The organism is Nocardia sp. X0981, from assembly GCF_977089955.1.
Genome location: NZ_OZ372435.1, coordinates 2,847,917 through 2,863,828 on the forward strand (window position 1 = coordinate 2,847,917; position 15,912 = coordinate 2,863,828).

Below are 15,912 nucleotides of genomic sequence, written 5' to 3' on the forward strand. Positions count from 1 at the left end.
ACCATGGGAAATTTGGCCAATATCCTCTACGGCATCCTGGTCTTCGTCCGCTGGGCAGGCCTGATCCTGATCACCATCCTCTCCATGGGGGTGCTGATCTCGGAGGCCGCGAAATCCAAGCTCTCCCCGGCCAAGATCCTCGGAGTGGCCGGATCGGCGATCCTCGCCGCCGTGTTGTTCTGGATGCTGCCGACACTGGTGAACTACGCCCGCGGTGATGCGAACATGATCGTGCCGGACCACCCTGTGGGCGGTTATCAGTGACCCAGGTGATCAAGGTCTTCACGCCGGTCAAACGTGTCCCCACGATGATCGGAAAGGCCCAGAACGGCCAGAAGCTGCCGTTCGGGCCCTACACCCTGCCCCAGGTGGCGGGTGTCGCCGTGAGCCTGATCATCACGGGTGCCGGTGCGATGACACTGCCGGTGAATCCGGCGATCACCTTCCTGGCCGGGCTGGCGCTGACCGTCGTGGTCGGTTTCGCTCTCGGCCTCGTTCCGTACACGGGTGTGCGGTTGCTGTCCCGAGTGCTGTGGTTCGGGCGGCTGATCTTCTTCCCGAAACCGGTACTGGCCTCGGGAATGCCGGTGACCCCCGAATCCGCCCGGATCACCATGTTCGTCGAGGAGACGGTGGTGGCGATCCTGCCGTACGAACCCCCGCCGGCCACCACGGGCCGGGGCCGAGGCAACCGGCCGGCGGCCCGTGGCGGGCGGATGCTCGAACTTCTGGAAACGAACCGGTTCATGCGGCCAGTGGATATCGTGGAATCACCGGCGTCGAACTCGAATTGGCGGTCGATGATCAGCGGTAACGGGGGGCGGTCGAAGAACGGAGAGGGACGCTGATGGGCTTCAACCGGGATCTACAGCCGACCGCTGCCATCCGCGGGCATCTGCAGTTCACGCATTCGGGATTGGTCACCGCCACCTACTTCATCACCCCGCTCGGTTACGGTTTGCGCAAGGCCAGCGATAAATTCGATGTCAAACTCGCGCATCACTCGCTGATCAACAACCTGCCCGACGGTTCTCTGCTGCTGGGGATCCAGGCTCGCCAGAACACCATCGACGTGTTGAGCAAAATGGTCGAGGGCATCGACCTGGACGAATGTGTCGATTACGCCGACGAGGTGTTCGCCTCCTACGAGCGAGTCAGTGCCATCTCCCCGCAGACCCGGATCTTCCTGCTCTCCATACCGGTGGGCACCGCCAATACCGGCGGGATCTCGGCACTGTCGCGGATGTGGCGGGGCAGCACCACCACGATCGACGCCACGGCTGTCTCCCGGGCGGAACTGGACGCCTACGAAGAGGAAGCGAACGAGATCCTGTCCCGGATCGGCGAGGATTTCGATCCGGTGCCGGTGCCGGCGGCCATGTTCCAGTGGTTGTGGGAGCACTATCTCGCCCGCGGTGCCGTCGGAGACCCGGTCGCACCGACCCGGGCGGGTGCCCTGGACGACGCGACGGCCGCGGTGTTCAAGGCCGCGGCGCTGGACGAGGGCGCCCGCGCGGATTCCCAGCGCCGGCTGCGTCCGTCGTTCGTACCGGTGATCAAAGTGGTGCAGCCCGACCGGGGATACCGGCCGTCCTATCAGGCGATGCTCACTCCCCGGTCGTTCCCCTACGGGGGCATGGTGTTTCCCGGTGGCAGCGAATTCCTCAACGTCATCGACGGCCTCGGCGATGTGACCGTCGACTGGGGAATGCGGGTCTCCACCAAACCGGCCGATCAGGTCCTCAAGGCCAACGAGGTGAATCTGCGCCGCCTCGGTGAACAGATGGACCAGCGGGACCAGGAGGTCTCCTTCGCGCAGAACACCCTCCTGTCCAAAGCCCAGATGCTGAGCGAATACAACCAGCACTTCGAGGTCAACGGCGGGGAATCGGAGGTCTCCTTCACCACCGTGATCGCGGTGGGTGGACCGTCCCGAGACGAAACCATGGACGCGGTGAACACACTGCGCCGCCGGTACAAACGCTTTCAGGTGGAAATGGTCGCACCGGTCGGTGCGCAGGTGGATCTGTGGTCACTCCTCGTGCCGGGGAGTCCACCGCGCCGGGCGTTCGACGATTTCGCCCATATCGTGCCTTCCGATATGTGGGCCGGGTTCGTACCGTTCACCACCAGCCAGATCGGGGACGACAGCGGCCCGGTGATCGGAGTGAATCTGCTGTCCGGGCATTTCGAGCCCATCCACTTCGGGATCATGGAGGCCGCCCTGCACGATCTGTCCGCCTCGTTCGCCGTCACCGGCGAATTGGGTTCGGGTAAATCGTATTTCCTCAAGCTCATGGCCGTGCTGGTGCACGATATGGGCGGGCAGTTCCTGGCCATCGACCGCAGCCAGGTGGGGGAGTGGGAGCATTTCGCTTCGGCCATCGACGACGCGGTGGTCATCGACCTGGCCGAGCCCACGGTCTCGCTGGACCCGCTGCGCCTCTTCGATCCCCGGGTCGCCGGTGAGCGAGCGCTGGACTCCATACTGCCGCTGCTGGACCTCTCGCCCACCTCCGGGACCGGCGCGGTGATCAGTAACCTGCTCTCGCCCCGCGGGATCGCCGAGCACGGGATCACCAGCCTGCTCGATCTGTACCGCGTGGTCTGCCGGTTACGGGACGAGCCGGGGTCGCTCGAGGAGTACACGGATCTGGCGGCCCGGCTGGGCAGCATCGTCGAGCGGGTGCCCGTGCTGTTCGACCCGAATCTGAAACCGATCCGGTTGGATGCCGCGGCGACAGTGGTGCGGAGTCACAAGCTGGCTCTGCCCACCGCCGAGGAACTCACCACCCCACACCTGTACAACCGGCTGCCCTTGACCAAACGGCTCGGTACGGCACTGTACGAACTGGTCGGGGTGACCGCGCGGGAGGCGTTCCTCTCCGATAACGGACGCTTCGGACTACTGGTCGGCGATGAGGCGCACCATTTCACGCAGACCCAGGTGGGTGCGGCGGTGACCTCGGACTTCAGCCGGGACGGCCGTAAACACCTGGCCGCGATCGGCCTGGCCTCACACGATCCGGCGACCGACTTCCAAGGCGCGGCGCACAATCTCATCCCGAACCGCTTCGTTTTCCGTCAGCGCGACGAGACGCTGGCACGGAACAGCCTGGAGTGGCTGGGCGTGGACCTGGAGGAGGCGCCGTTCCTGCTGCAGGCGCTGCGCGAGGAGACTTCGCCACCGGTGGGTCCGGGACGTCAGGTCCCGGAAGAGCGGCGCGGCGAGATGTTCATGCGGGACGCGCTGAGTCGAATCGGCCGGGGCAAGGTACTGGGCCCGGCGCGGGCGGACCGGGCCGCGGCCATCACCAGCACCCCGACCGTCGCCGCCAAACCGGAACGTAGGGAACCGGAGATCGTGCGGTGAACGGGTGGTGGGGTGATCAGGTGGGATGGGGCCGGGCATGGCCGACAAGAGATTGATCGTCGTGGTGGCCGTCATCCTGATGTGCTGCTGCGGCTGCGGTAGTCTGCTCTCGGCGCTCGTACCGTTCGGGGAATGGGTGTCGATGGGCAGATCCGACTATCAGCGGCAGTGCGATATCGCGCTCGGCCCGGAGCCCGCCACTACCCCGACATCTCTCACCACGACACCCTCCGCCGCTCCGGCCGCCGCGCCGACGGATACGGAGACATCCCGTCCCACGGCCAACCCGTATGCCGAACTCGAATTCGCCGCGGACGATCCCGATGTGACCGATCGGGACCGGGAGTGTGCCTCGGCGATGCGCGTGGCCCCGCACCAGGATCAGCCGCTGCGCCAGGCGCACACCGGTCCGGCCGCGGTATGCGCGGCAGACCTCGCACTGCGTTATCCCGAGGCCGGGGGGACCGCGGAAACGGCCGAATACCTGCGTGATGTGATCTACGGGGCCTCGGTCGCGACCACGACCGGGCAGTGCGCGGTGGTCAGGGCCCCACGGGCGGTCGCGGAGGAGAACTGTGGCGACCCGAAACGGGGCGCGACTGTGATCGCACTGCCGGAAACAATCCGTGAACAGGCATTCTGTGGTCAATTGGTGGATCCGGTCGCTGTATCACCGGGCGATCTGGTTTTCTGGGCGTACCGCGACAATGCGGCGACCCGGGCCGGTATCGCGATCGCCGCGACGGAGATGGTGAGTGTGGACGCGGGTGAATTCGTACGGCTGAGTATTCCGGACGACGGCCGGGTCCAGATCAAGCGGGTGCTCGGGGAGGCGTTGTCGTGACGAGTGCGGAGGTCGGGCCGTACCCGGTCCAGGCGGAGACCGAGAGTGAGGAGCCGGTCGAGGGTGCGCCCGAAACCGGGACGCCGTGGGCCATCGGTGAACGGAGACGTTGGGGCGCCGGGCAGAACAACGGATCGGCTCCCGGTACCCCGGGCGCGCCGGCCGGGCAATCGCAGTCGCCCACCGCCACGCCCGCGTCCAATACCGGTGCGGGGCCGTCGGCCCCGGCTTCGGCGGCGCCACCCCCTGCCGCGCCCGTAGCGGCCGCGGCGCCGCAACCGGCACCGGCCGCCGCGGTCCCGGCCCAACCACACCAGGCCGCGCCACCGGCGGAGCAGCCGCCGCCCGCCGCGGCGCCACCCGCCGCGGATCCGGAGCGGGAGGAGCCGGATCCGCTGGTGGATCCGGAGACACTGGCACAGCTCGCCCCGATGGCCATGATGGCCGGTACGGCATTGCTGCCGATGATCGGCTCCGCACTGTCGGGACTGCTGGGCGGTGGTGGCGCGGGGGGAGCCGGTACGGGCGGAGGTGCCGGAGCGTCCGCCGGAGAGGTCGAGGGAGCCGGGATGTCCCCGGAAGCCCAGCGGGCCATGAAGGTCCTGAACGCGCTCGAGGCGATGTACGGGGAAGGTGAGCCCGCGAACCCCGAGGTGAAGGAGCTGCGCGAGAAACTGGCGGGTTCCGGGAGCGCGGGTACCGGCGAAGGGCCGGCCATGGTGAAGGCCAAACGACTGTTCCAGGCCAATTCCGCCACGGCCTTCAACAATCTGGACAAACAACTGGTGACCTACATCGGGGGGTTGGCCGGGTCCAACAAGGTCGACAAGAACGCCATACGGGCGCTGCTGAAACAGGTGAACGGTGCGCTGGCCGAGCTGGGGCCGACGGCGTACACCAAAGAGGGACAGCAGAAGGTCCGCAAGATCCTCACCGTGGCGCTGGAGACGGCGCACAAGATCGTCTCGGGTGGCACAGCGAACGCCGGCGACACCGCCTCGGCGATCAACCAGCTCACCAACCAGTACCTCTACAACATCATGGGTAAAGAACTACCCGGTGGAGTGAAGTTCGCTTCTGGTTCCTCCGGTGGCGGGGGTGCGTCGGCGCGGGCCCAGCACGCGGTGAAAACCGCTCTCGCCCAACTCGGCGACCCTTACGCGTGGGGTGCCGAGGGGCCGGGTAGTTTCGACTGCTCCGGGCTCACGCAGTACGCGGCCAAGAAGGCGGGGGTCAATATCCCGCGGGTGGCCGACGACCAGTTCCGGAAGGTGCCCCGGGTGAAGAGCAGTGAGATCAAACCGGGTGATCTGATCTTCCCTGAGGAACGATATGTCAACGGCAAGATGGAGCACGTGATGATGTACATCGGGGACGGCAAATGCGTACATGCGCCCCGACCGGGCAAATCCGTCGAGATCACCGACCTGCCCTCCAGCTTCGCGGCCGGGCGTTACGCGTGAGCAAACCGTAGCCACCCGGCCCGTTGGGCCGCGGCTATGAGCTCCGCCCTCCAGTACACGGCCCGAAGCCCGACACATATGCCGCGCAGCGCGGTGGAGAGTTCCGGCCCGGTGGGCCGGGCCGATGAAAGTGCGCGCGCCGGGGTCCTCGGGAGGGATGGGCTCGTGTTCCCGGTAATACCGGGAACACGAGCCCCTTCGTTTACGGGTCCCAGGGGTCGAGGCCCTGGGCCGGATCGAGGTGGTCGAGGTTGGCGATCCGGTTGGACCACTGGATCAGGGCCCGCCGGTTGAATTCGTTGGGATTGTTGTTGAAGTTGTGCGCGGCTGCGCGGAATTCGTTCGCGACTTCGGTACCGATCGCCCATCGGGTGTCGCGACCGACGGCGTTCCATTCGGCGGGAGTGATCGCGTTGGCCAGTGCGATATCCGAATCCCAATGCCGCCGGACCCGGTTGACGAAACCGCGGTCGATCCGTGCGCCCAGAGCCGGGCTGTTCGTATGCCGGGCGAAGTTGTCGGCCGCCACGGCAGCCTGGGCGGAGAACGCCGCCCGGGCCGACGCCGAATCGGTGGGCAGGAGGTGGTTCTCGACGGCGCGGCCCGCCGCGAGCGCCTTCTGCAGGGGGCCCCAGCCATAGGGGTTGGTCGACATACTCGACTTCTGCGCCGATGCGGCGCGCAGCACCTGGTGCACCTGTTCGTCGGGGGTGCCCGCCGCCCGCAACAAACCGGTCATCCAGTTGTCCGGCACCCGGCTGTCGCCGAGACCGTCCAGCGCATTGGCGACACCCATCGCTGTGGTCATGCCACCGTACGGTTCCGAGCGCACTCGTGCCTTGTCCAACCAGTTCGCCCGACCGAGCTGGCCCCACCGGTACATCTCCACCCGGGAGCCGGCTGTCGCGATATTCGCGAGGTCGGACCGCTTCTTCCCCCGCGCCAACGGGTTGAGCGGGCCCGGTGTGGCACCCAGGAGCCAGCTCGTCACCGGTGAGCTGTTCACCGTGTTCAACGCGGCGAGGGCCGCTATACCGCTCAGGCCGCCGCCACCGCCGGATCCTCCGGCGCCGATGCCCATACCGAGCGCGGCACCGCCGCCGCCACCCGAGCCCGACCCGGAGTTGCCCTGGATGGCGAGCGAGAAACGATTCGCGATCCAATCGTTGCCTCTGGACAGACTGCTGTTGAGGCGGCGGATCTGGGAGATGGCCACGATCTCCACCACGCAGGCGATGACGATCACCGACATCACCTGATCTCGGGCCTGGTCGAAGAGGTTGCTCATGAACAGCAGGTAGATGCCCAGGAAGATCGTGAAGACCGTCATCCGCGCGGCAGCGATCAAACTGTCCACGAGATTGCGAACGAGGAAGGTCTGGGTGGGGCCGTAGACGAAACCGCCGGCCGCGAAGCCGAATATGGCCATGAAACCGTGGTAGATGGTATTCATCGCGGCCTTCACGACCTTCAGGGCGAGATAGATTGCGAAGAGGAGCAGCAGCGTGGCGCAGATCAGGAGGATCAGACCTGTGCCGACCTGACCCATGGTCGGGGTACCCGCCTTGGCGGACGCCGCGTCGTTACCGCAGCTCTCCATTCCCTCCCGGATATTGTTGTCGTTACCGGACAGAACACCGGAGGTCCATGCCGCTTCGCAGCCGACGTAATTGTCCACCACGTGACCGAAGTTCCATACCTGCACGGGCTTGCGGGCGAAATTGTCCGCGAGGTCGTGCTGCATGACGGTGACCAGCTGGGCCGGATTCGGATTGCCGTCTCCGGTCAGGCCGGCCGCCACCGAGATACCGAGATCGCGTCCCTGAGTGAGCAATCCGTCCGAGGAGAGCACATCTTCGAGCGGGTGGGCGAGGAAGACCGGCCCCAGTATGCCGACCCCCAGCATGGTGACCACCTGCATGGTCGCTTTGCTGGGGAACCCCCGGACGATGAACCATGCCACGAAGAAGGCTCCGATGGTGGCGGCCGTGATCAGCACCATGGGGGTGGCGATCTGACGTGTGAAGGCGTCGGCGACGCCGTTCAGTGCCCGGGCGAACATATCGAGCCAGGTGAAGCTGAAGGTGAAACCGATGATCCAGATGGCGGTCGTCACGATCGCCATGTACCCCACGAATTCCAGGCTGATCAGGGTCCACAGGATGGTGTTGCCGGGATTGAGCAGGCCGCCCTTATCGGTGGAGAACATATAGCTCGCGAGGGGTACGCCGTTCGAATCGGCGACATTCATCCAGCTCAAGCCATCGATCTGGGAGACTCCGCTGCTGACCTGAGCGGTGGCCACCGCCCCGATCACGCCGGGAAAGACCACGAAGGCGAAGAGGATGAGCAGTGTCCAGCAGGTGCGGCGGCGCCACGGGCGCTCGTTCAGCCAGGTCTTGAAATTCGCGACCAGCGTATCGGGGTACCAGCGCAGGGGATCCCATTCGGGGTGCTCGCCTGTACCCGGGCGAGTGGAGGAACATTCGCGGGACCGGGTGCGCACAGTCATCGATCGCTCCGAGTCGAGTACCAACAGGCGCGGGTCATCCGATGGCGCGGACGGCGCCGGGCGACCGCATCGCCGATCTTCATGGACCATGCCGGTATACGACGCGGATTCATTCGATGGTTCCTCCTGCGTCGGTCTCCGGCTCCGTCCTCACGAAGGAGGGGGTCGTTCGTGCACGTCAGTGTATTACTCGCGAACTCGATGATGACGTGTTCCAACAGATCGGCGCTTCCCCGCAATGGGAATCCCGGACAATATCGGTAGTCAGGAAGGAGACGCAGATGGTCGGCGGCCGGTGCTCCGTACCACGCGTCGGCTCGGCGTTGCTCGCTCGTTGCCGAAGCGTCGGTGCTCGGGTGTCGGCGATCCCGGTGTGGCACTGTTCGGAACAGGTGAGTCCATGGGCTTCTGGGACGGTGTAGGCGACTTCTTCAGCGAATACGGGGACGATATCCTCGTCGGCGCCGCCAGCGTCGCGGGATTCGCCCTGGGCGCACCGTTCGGCGCCGCCCCGCTCGGCGCTGCCCTGCTGGGCGGTGCCGCCAATGGTATCTCCGCAGCCGTCAAAGGCGAGAACGTGCTCGCCGGAATCGCCCTCGGTATGGGTAGCGGACTCCTCGGCGGGGTCGGCAGCTTCGGTGTCAAAGGAGCACTGTTCGCGAAGAGTTCGCTGAATCGGCTTTCCGGGTTGACGACGGAACAGGCGGCGAAAGCCGCGGCGAACCGGGGGGCTCTCGGTGTGATTCCGTCCCGGATCGGCGGCGCGCATATCGCGCCCTGGAAGTCCTATATGGGTCTTCTCGGCGCGGCAACCGTGCCGATGACGGCTTCTTACATCCAGGGCGCCTACTATCGGAATTTCGGTTACCCGGCGATCCCGCTCATCGATATCAGCCCGGAGGAAATCGACGAAATTCCGGACGGTATGCCGCATATCTGGATGCCGAAGCCCGACGAGATGCCGGAGGGCCTCGTGTTCACCGAGCCCATGCAGCGGAACTACCGTACACTTCCCGATTCCTACCTGGGGTTCTGGCAGAGCTTCGGCACGAAACCCGCGAAACCGGAACTGCCGGAGGAGCTCGAGGTGAGCGATATCTCGGGTGAGGAGGCATCGAATATCCCCTCCTACGTCGAGCGAGTGCAGCTCCTGAACGAAAGCTATCTCCGGCTGCGGGGATACACCGAAGTCGTGGCGACCGCGGTCGAACGCTCCGGCGAACTCCGCGATGCGGGGCGTAAGGATCTCAGCCGATCGATCGAGGGGCTGAAAGAGTTCGCGGCGGCCGATCCCCGGGACGCGAAGCGGCTCGGTGCGCTCCTCGAGGAGTATGCCGAGAAGACGAGCGAATACGCGGCGAAGCAGGGAAACGTCGAGGTCTGGCCCTTCATGATCGACCCGCAGTTGCTCAACGCCGGGTTGGCGGGTGAGGACGACTACGCCATGTTGCTGATCGAATCCGCGCTCGGGTGTTCGGAAGGAGTTATGGGCTTCTACGCCGAGCAATTCCTGACGCTGGCCGAGGAGATCGCGCAGAAGGAGCCGCCGGCGGAGACGACACCCGAGAACGAGCGTGACACGCCCAAATCCGGCAATAAAAACGAGAAAGATACGGACGACCCCGTCTTCGGCGGTCCGGAAGACGAGAAGACCGATGACACGGGGAACGGCGACGATGCGGGCGTGCGGTCCGTGGCCCCTCCCGAACCGTGGGACCTCACCGCGGGCGCCGTGCCGGCCGATGACTCCGAGCCCGGGGCGAGAGCCGGAACCAGGACCGAAACCGGAAGCGTGAACAACCCGTTCGGCACGACGGCCCTCGGCGACTCCGCGCGAGTATCGCCGATCGGCGCCGGCGGGACGGCCCCCACGGCCCCGGGCGGCCTCATGGGCGGGTCGGACCTGACCTCGGCTCTCGGCGCCATGCTGTTGCCCCGCCTCATCCAGTCGTTGCTCGCACGGCATGGCGCTGCCGGCGAGGACGACCGAAAGCGGGACCGGAACGAGGGGCAGCGCCCGCCGGGCGCTGTCGTGACCGCCTCGTCCCAGGCCGGGGCGGGTGCCCCGCAGTCGACGACCACGACTCCCTCGAAGGCGACCGCGCCGCAGGCCGCGCCGTCCAAACCGGTGTCCGCTCCCGAAACCACGACACCGCCACCCCGCAGAGCTGTGGCTCCGGACTGGAAGGACACGATGGTGTACACCTTCCCCGACGGGCGCTCGCAAGAGGTGTCGGTGGTGGTGGCCCGTGCCCTGGACGCGGCCTTCGGGAACGCGGCGGGTACCGATGCCCGGGCGGCGTACACCGGTACCCCGATCGAATGGACCGATGAGAAGCGCATCGGAGAGCGGAAGAGCCCGTTCGAAGCCGTAACCGGTGATGTGGGAGTCTGGGCCGATCGGACCGCCCTCTTGGTCAAGATCGATACCGGCAGCGGAGGCGAGGACGTTCTCGAAGCCGTGGTGGACGGTGCCCTGGTGAAGATCATCGATTTGGACCGTATGCACGATGGCGCGGGCGGGTTCGGCGCCTTCGTCGGGGCCTTCCATCCACCTGGAATCGAAAGAGCAGCAGCACCCGGTTCGGCCGTTTTCACGAGTTCGGGCACAGCGGAGCAAGTCGGGGCAGTGGGGTAAGGAGCATTTATGGACTGGGGTGCGCTGAAGAGCTTCACTCTCGAGGTCGGTGCCGGGGCTCTCATACAGGCGATTCCGATCGGTAAAGGTGCGAACGCGCTGGCGGTCAGATCCGGGGTGAGCGGGGCGATCGTGGGTGCGGGTGCCGAAGGTTTTCGGGGCAATTCCTCCCCGGAAGGCTTGTTCACCGGGGCCCTGTTCGGGGCCGGCGGTGGTCTGCTCGGGCATTTCGCCGGGCGATCGGGGATCGGGCGTTTAACCGGAAAAACATCCGATCGATACGCCAAAACGATGGGCAGCCTGAACAATCGGGTCGGTCGACACCAGAGGCGCGTGACAGATGCGAGGAACGATCGAGATGCGGCTCAGACCACCGTAAACAATCTGCAAAGCGGTCTTGGTCGCGGAAAAAACTTTGCGTCGCTGGGGTATGTTGGTCGACAAGCGAAGGCCAAACTCACGGCAGCCGAAGGCCAACTGAAGAAGGTTGAAGGGCAACTCGCAAAAGCGCAATCCTTGCAAAAAAAAATCAAGAAGCCGGCGGATCGATGGAAGAAAACTACGGATAGTTTTAAATCCGGGTGGGGAAACCATACATTGGTCGGTCTCGGGAACGCCGCGTTCAGGCAGGGTTATAGAAGCGGATCCACTTCCGATTCGAAAGGAGGGGGCGGTGAGAAGAAGAAAGAACCGCCCACTGCCTCGGAAAGCTTGACCTGGGACGGCGCGGCTGCGGCCAGGGCCCAGGGGTTGATGTGAGGGAGGTGTCCTGATGGCCGAAGAAAAAGACCCGGTTTTCGAAGAAATCGAGTACCCCTTCAAAAAAGACCCCCTGGTGACTCCCAACGGGGACGGGTTCCTACTGCGGCCGATATCTCTTCACGCCGACCTGGTCAAGTTGTATGCGGGTCCCGACGAATCCTTCGCCACTTCGGTGGTCGGCAATTGGCTGATGTTCGGGGACCTGAAGGGGAAGGACGCACTGAAGAAGAATTTCACACCGATCCCCAAGATGGGGAAAGCGAGCGTAGGTGGCTCGAGCCGGATCGCCACCAACTACGGGGAGACGGTGACCAACCTGGACAAGGCCGCGGATAACCTGGACAAGAAGCAACAGGCGGTCCTGCAGGTCATGGAGAAGCTCAGCGTGCTCATCCATACCGGGAAACAGAATACGGCGGCCCTGATCCATGGGGTCAACACGAAGATGTCCGAGATGCACAATTTCTCGGATGTCGCTTTCCTGGAAACATTGACAGAGGCCTACAGCGCAGCGATCTGGATCGTGGAAGAGAATGCGCTGGAAAACCAGCGCCTCGCCGGGGAGGTCCCCGACCCGGAAGTGGAAGACGACGACAAAAAAGCGCGGGATGCTCTGGACCGGGCGGTGGATCGGTTCGAGGAGAAGGCGAACGACCCGCGTTTGAACCCCGATGATGTGGTGACACCCGATCTCTTCGACCCCGCCAAGAATCCCGATCTCTCGGTCGGTGATCCCGATACCCCCGGAACGCCCAGTGCGGATCTGAAGGATTCGGTCGCCGATATGCAGAACCGCAACGACGATGCCCTGCAGGCCGCCACCAACCCGGCGAACAGTCCGGGATACAACCCCGCGTACAACCCCGGGATGGGGGCCGGTGGTTTGGGTTCCATGGGCGCGCTCGGTGGAGCGATGAATTCTCTGTTCCCCCTGCTGGCAGGACAGTTGGCCGCGCGTGGAATGGCCGATCCCGATTCGGCCGGCCGTGTGCAGGATATCGACCCCTCCCGTTACGACCGGGCCGCCGCGCCGACCATGCCGCCCGCCCGGCAGGCGGCGACCACTCCGTGGTCGACCCAGGCCGCGGCCACTCCGGCGCAGGCGCAGCCGGCTCAGCACCAGACAGCAGGCGCGCCTTCCGGTACCACTTCCACCCAGCCCGGGACCGGTATGCCGAAGCGTGCGGTCGGCGATGACGGCCTGGTGGCGTACCAGTTCCCCGGCCGGGACCCCATACGGGTGTCGCCCGTGGTGGCGCAGGCCCTGGACAAGGCGCGGGACAACAAGAACAGCACCGATGCCCAGGCCGCGTACGCCGACACCCCGGCGGCATGGACCGATCCGAAGGATATCGGCCGGCCCGCGGACCCGTTCGAACTGGCTTCGGGCGATGTCGCGACATGGACGATCCGCTCGGGTCAGAAGGACGAGGGGAGCAAGGTCCCCTCCGGCGACCCCACTCCGGGCGGCCCTGCTTCCGGTGATCAGAAGTCCGAGGACAAGAAGTCCGAAGCACCCACGGGCGATACCGAATACCGCACCGCGGTGCTGGTCAAGTTCGGGGAGGGCGAGAGCGCGACCTTGGAAGCCGTGGTGATGGGCGAATTGCAGCCGTTCGCGGAGGATATGGGGGACGCTCACGGGCCCTTCGGCGATTTCGCCGGGCTCAAACGCCCGAAGAATGTCGAGGCCACCGGTGCGAAGGGGCAGGATACCGAGGGGGCGGCGACGGGCACCGATCAGCCCGCCGGTGATATGCCCGCGTTGTCCGCTTCGATATAGCGATGGCAGGGTGATGGGTGAGAGGAGACGGGTATGCCGCTGAATGTCGATCTCGGTGAGTTGGTATCCGTAGCCGGGCAGTCGGCGGATCTGGCACGTATCACGGGTGCGTCGATGCCTCGTGAATGGGTGCTGCCCGCCGGCGCGGATCCCATTTCGGCGCAAGCCGTTCCGCAGCTGAACGCGCAGGCCGCCGCCCTGTTCAACGCCACCGTGGGAGTGCTGAACAAGATCCAGCGGGACGCGCACCACATAGGGCAGGCGGCCGTCGAATACGCGACCGCCGAGGACGCGGGTGCGCGGCTGATCAACGGGTCGGGTGCGGAACTGGTGGCCAACCCGGTGCCGGCCGTGGAACCCGTCGGCCTGCGGCGGGTGCCACCGGCGCTCAGCAATATGCCGGTGGTCACCGGTGATCCACTGACCTTCGCGCAGCAGTTGCACAGCGGTCCCGGTCCCGAACCCGCGCAGCGGTTCGCGGATTCGGTCCGTTCGTTCAACACCCTCGCGCGCGCCCAGGCCGCCGATGATATGGACCGGGCGGGATCGGTGCTGCAGCACTGGTCGCCGGTGGGTTCGGAGGTGGCCCAGCGCTTCGCGACCTATCGCGGGTGGATGGACCATCTGGGTGACGCCATGGAGAAACTGGCCCGGGGGGCGGAGGATTACGGTAACGCCTTCGCCCGGGTCAAGGCCAAACACCCCACGCCACAGGAGATCCTGGCGGCCCGCAAGAAGATGCTGGCGGCGGCGCGATCCAAGAACGAGGCGGCCCTCGCGGCGGCGACCGCCGAGTACAACGAGTTGAACGCGCGTTCCGGGGAGGCCACGGGCTCCTACGTCGCCGAGACCGGCACCGGTGTCACGAACTCGCAACAGGGCACCGAGGCGGCCACGCAGAGCGGATCCGGCTCTGGGGATCAGATGCTGGCGCAGATGCTGCCCATGCTCATGAGCATGATGAATCTCGGCGCCAACGGCCTCTCGGACACCGAGGACATCTCGGACGAGTATTTCGACGACTACTACGACGACTACGGTCTCGGCGATTACGCCATCCCCTCCTACGGCAGCCCGGGCGGTGGCTCACCGTCGTTGCCGGGCGGCGGGGTTCCGAGCGTCTCGGATGTGCAGACACTGTCGGCGACGACCGCCGTACCGTTGGTCGGCGCGCCCGCCGGGGCCGGGGGCGCGCCGCGAATCCCCGTCGGCGAGGTCTCCGCCGCCACGGCATCCAGCGGTGCCACCGGCCGGGCCGGGTCCCCGATGATGCCGTACATGCCGATGGCACCCGGTATGGGCGGCGCGGGCGGCGGCAGTGGCAACGAACGTAATCGGATAGTCGCCTGGCATCCCGACCGGCTCATGTACGTCGACGACACCCCACATACCGAGCCCGTCATCGGGGAACGGCCCACCATCGCGCCGACGGTCACCCAACCGACCCCGGCGCCGGCCAACCAGGCCCCGTCTCGCTCCGGAGGTAACGCATGACCATTCATCCCGATGTGCAGGCCGCTCTGGACGCGGCCCGCGAACTACGGCATCGCATCGCCGATATGCGCGAACGTATCGATGAGGTACGTGCCCGGCGCCCGTCACCGAGTGGCCTGGTGATTCCCGAGGTGGACGCGATGGGCCGGCTCACCAGCCTGTACCTGGCGCCGGGTACGGCCGACCGGTTCACCTGTGACGAACTGGTCGCCGAGATCATGGCCGCGATCCGGGAGAGCACACAGGACGCGGCGCGCCAGTATCAAGTGATCATGGAAACCGTGATCACCGACGATGTCACCGAGGAGGCCGAGGAGCCCGCCGTGGTGGCGGAGGCGGTGCGATGACCGCTCCGGAAGGTGAGGCCACCGAGGATTCGGTATCGGCCGCCGACGCCATCGGCTGGCTGCACGAAGAAGGTTTGGCGCGGCTGGCCGCGCTGGGCGCCGGCTCACCCAACCCGGCGGTGGCCTTCGCCGTCGATGTCGCCACCGGAATCGTCACGAAATACCCGGCCGCCAACGGCGGTATCGGAGCGGATTCGAGTACGGTCGCCGCGGACGACCTTCCCGCACCGATCGCCGGGCCGAATCGGCTGGTGATCGTCGGAATCACCAGCAGCGAGCAGATACTGGTGGTGGATCTGGCCGGATCGCTGGTCGTGGAGATCAACGGCGACCGGCCGGAACTGGCCGCGCGGTCCTGGGTGAGTCAGTTGCTGCTGAATCCCGAGATCACCGTGACCACCAACAGCACTCAGGTCGCGATCGGCGGCAGCCCCCGGTGCCGTAAGAGTTTCATCCCGGGCAGCGCGGGTTCGATCATCAGTGTGGACGACGGGAGACCGCCGGTGACCACGGTGACGATGAACTCCGATGTGGACAGCTCCGACTATCTGGCGCTACTCGGCGACGGCACCGGGGAGATGTATCTCGGCGCCCGGGTCTGGCCGCTGCGGCTGGTGCTCACCATCGCCGACGCGCCCTGGACGGCGCTGTCGGAAACCCTGGCCGAATCCGCATAGCAGAACCGAGGAGACAGCG

The 15,912-nt window shown here is 66.0% G+C and carries 12 protein-coding genes; 11 read left to right on the top strand and 1 reads right to left on the bottom strand.

Annotated elements, in window-relative coordinates:
- Nucleotides 1-3: 3 nt before the first annotated feature.
- From ACYR7D_RS12445 to ACYR7D_RS12465, 5 genes are read left to right on the top strand one after another with little or no spacing between them, the layout of a single operon-like run.
- Entirely contained in the window at nt 4-264 is a 261-nt protein-coding gene (locus ACYR7D_RS12445) for a hypothetical protein (protein WP_459549666.1), read from the top strand.
- Nucleotides 261-848, top strand: coding sequence for a hypothetical protein (locus tag ACYR7D_RS12450; protein ID WP_459549667.1), 588 nt, complete (start codon nt 261-263; stop codon nt 846-848). Before ACYR7D_RS12445 ends, ACYR7D_RS12450 begins: the two co-directional genes overlap by 4 nt.
- Nucleotides 848-3,373 carry an ATP-binding protein gene (locus ACYR7D_RS12455; protein WP_459549668.1) on the top strand — a complete coding sequence of 842 codons (2,526 nt, stop codon included), beginning with the start codon at nt 848-850 and terminating at the stop codon, nt 3,371-3,373. The genes ACYR7D_RS12450 and ACYR7D_RS12455 overlap by 1 nt, the downstream gene beginning before the upstream one ends.
- 37 nt (nt 3,374-3,410) lie before the next feature.
- A complete protein-coding gene (locus tag ACYR7D_RS12460; protein ID WP_459549669.1) occupies nt 3,411-4,217 on the top strand; it encodes a hypothetical protein in 807 nt (268 codons plus the stop codon).
- The gene (locus ACYR7D_RS12465) at nt 4,214-5,680 is read left to right on the top strand and encodes a C40 family peptidase (protein WP_459549670.1); all 1,467 of its coding nucleotides are present in this window, start codon (nt 4,214-4,216) and stop codon (nt 5,678-5,680) included. The genes ACYR7D_RS12460 and ACYR7D_RS12465 overlap by 4 nt, the downstream gene beginning before the upstream one ends.
- 202 nt (nt 5,681-5,882) lie before the next feature.
- Here ACYR7D_RS12465 and ACYR7D_RS12470 read toward each other — a convergent pair whose 3' ends face one another.
- Nucleotides 5,883-8,192 carry a hypothetical protein gene (locus tag ACYR7D_RS12470; protein ID WP_459549671.1) on the bottom strand — a complete coding sequence of 770 codons (2,310 nt, stop codon included), beginning with the start codon at nt 8,190-8,192 and terminating at the stop codon, nt 5,883-5,885.
- 400 nt (nt 8,193-8,592) lie between these two features.
- On the opposite strand from ACYR7D_RS12470, the gene ACYR7D_RS12475 reads away from it, so the two are divergent.
- Genes ACYR7D_RS12475 through ACYR7D_RS12500 form a run of 6 tightly spaced genes read left to right on the top strand, consistent with a single transcriptional unit; the run spans nt 8,593 to nt 15,893 of the window.
- Nucleotides 8,593-10,830 carry a hypothetical protein gene (locus ACYR7D_RS12475; protein WP_459549672.1) on the top strand — a complete coding sequence of 746 codons (2,238 nt, stop codon included), beginning with the start codon at nt 8,593-8,595 and terminating at the stop codon, nt 10,828-10,830.
- Nucleotides 10,831-10,839: 9 nt separating this feature from the next.
- Nucleotides 10,840-11,589 carry a hypothetical protein gene (locus tag ACYR7D_RS12480; RefSeq protein WP_459549673.1) on the top strand — a complete coding sequence of 250 codons (750 nt, stop codon included), beginning with the start codon at nt 10,840-10,842 and terminating at the stop codon, nt 11,587-11,589.
- Between the two features lie 13 nt (nt 11,590-11,602).
- Complete coding sequence (locus ACYR7D_RS12485; protein ID WP_459549674.1) at nt 11,603-13,375, top strand: hypothetical protein; 1,773 nt, start codon at nt 11,603-11,605, stop codon at nt 13,373-13,375.
- A gap of 33 nt (nt 13,376-13,408) precedes the next feature.
- Entirely contained in the window at nt 13,409-14,869 is a 1,461-nt protein-coding gene (locus tag ACYR7D_RS12490; RefSeq protein ID WP_459549675.1) for a PPE domain-containing protein, read from the top strand.
- Nucleotides 14,866-15,216 carry a YbaB/EbfC family nucleoid-associated protein gene (locus ACYR7D_RS12495; protein WP_459549676.1) on the top strand — a complete coding sequence of 117 codons (351 nt, stop codon included), beginning with the start codon at nt 14,866-14,868 and terminating at the stop codon, nt 15,214-15,216. Before ACYR7D_RS12490 ends, ACYR7D_RS12495 begins: the two co-directional genes overlap by 4 nt.
- Entirely contained in the window at nt 15,213-15,893 is a 681-nt protein-coding gene (locus ACYR7D_RS12500) for a hypothetical protein (RefSeq protein WP_459549677.1), read from the top strand. Before ACYR7D_RS12495 ends, ACYR7D_RS12500 begins: the two co-directional genes overlap by 4 nt.
- Nucleotides 15,894-15,912 lie beyond the last annotated feature (19 nt).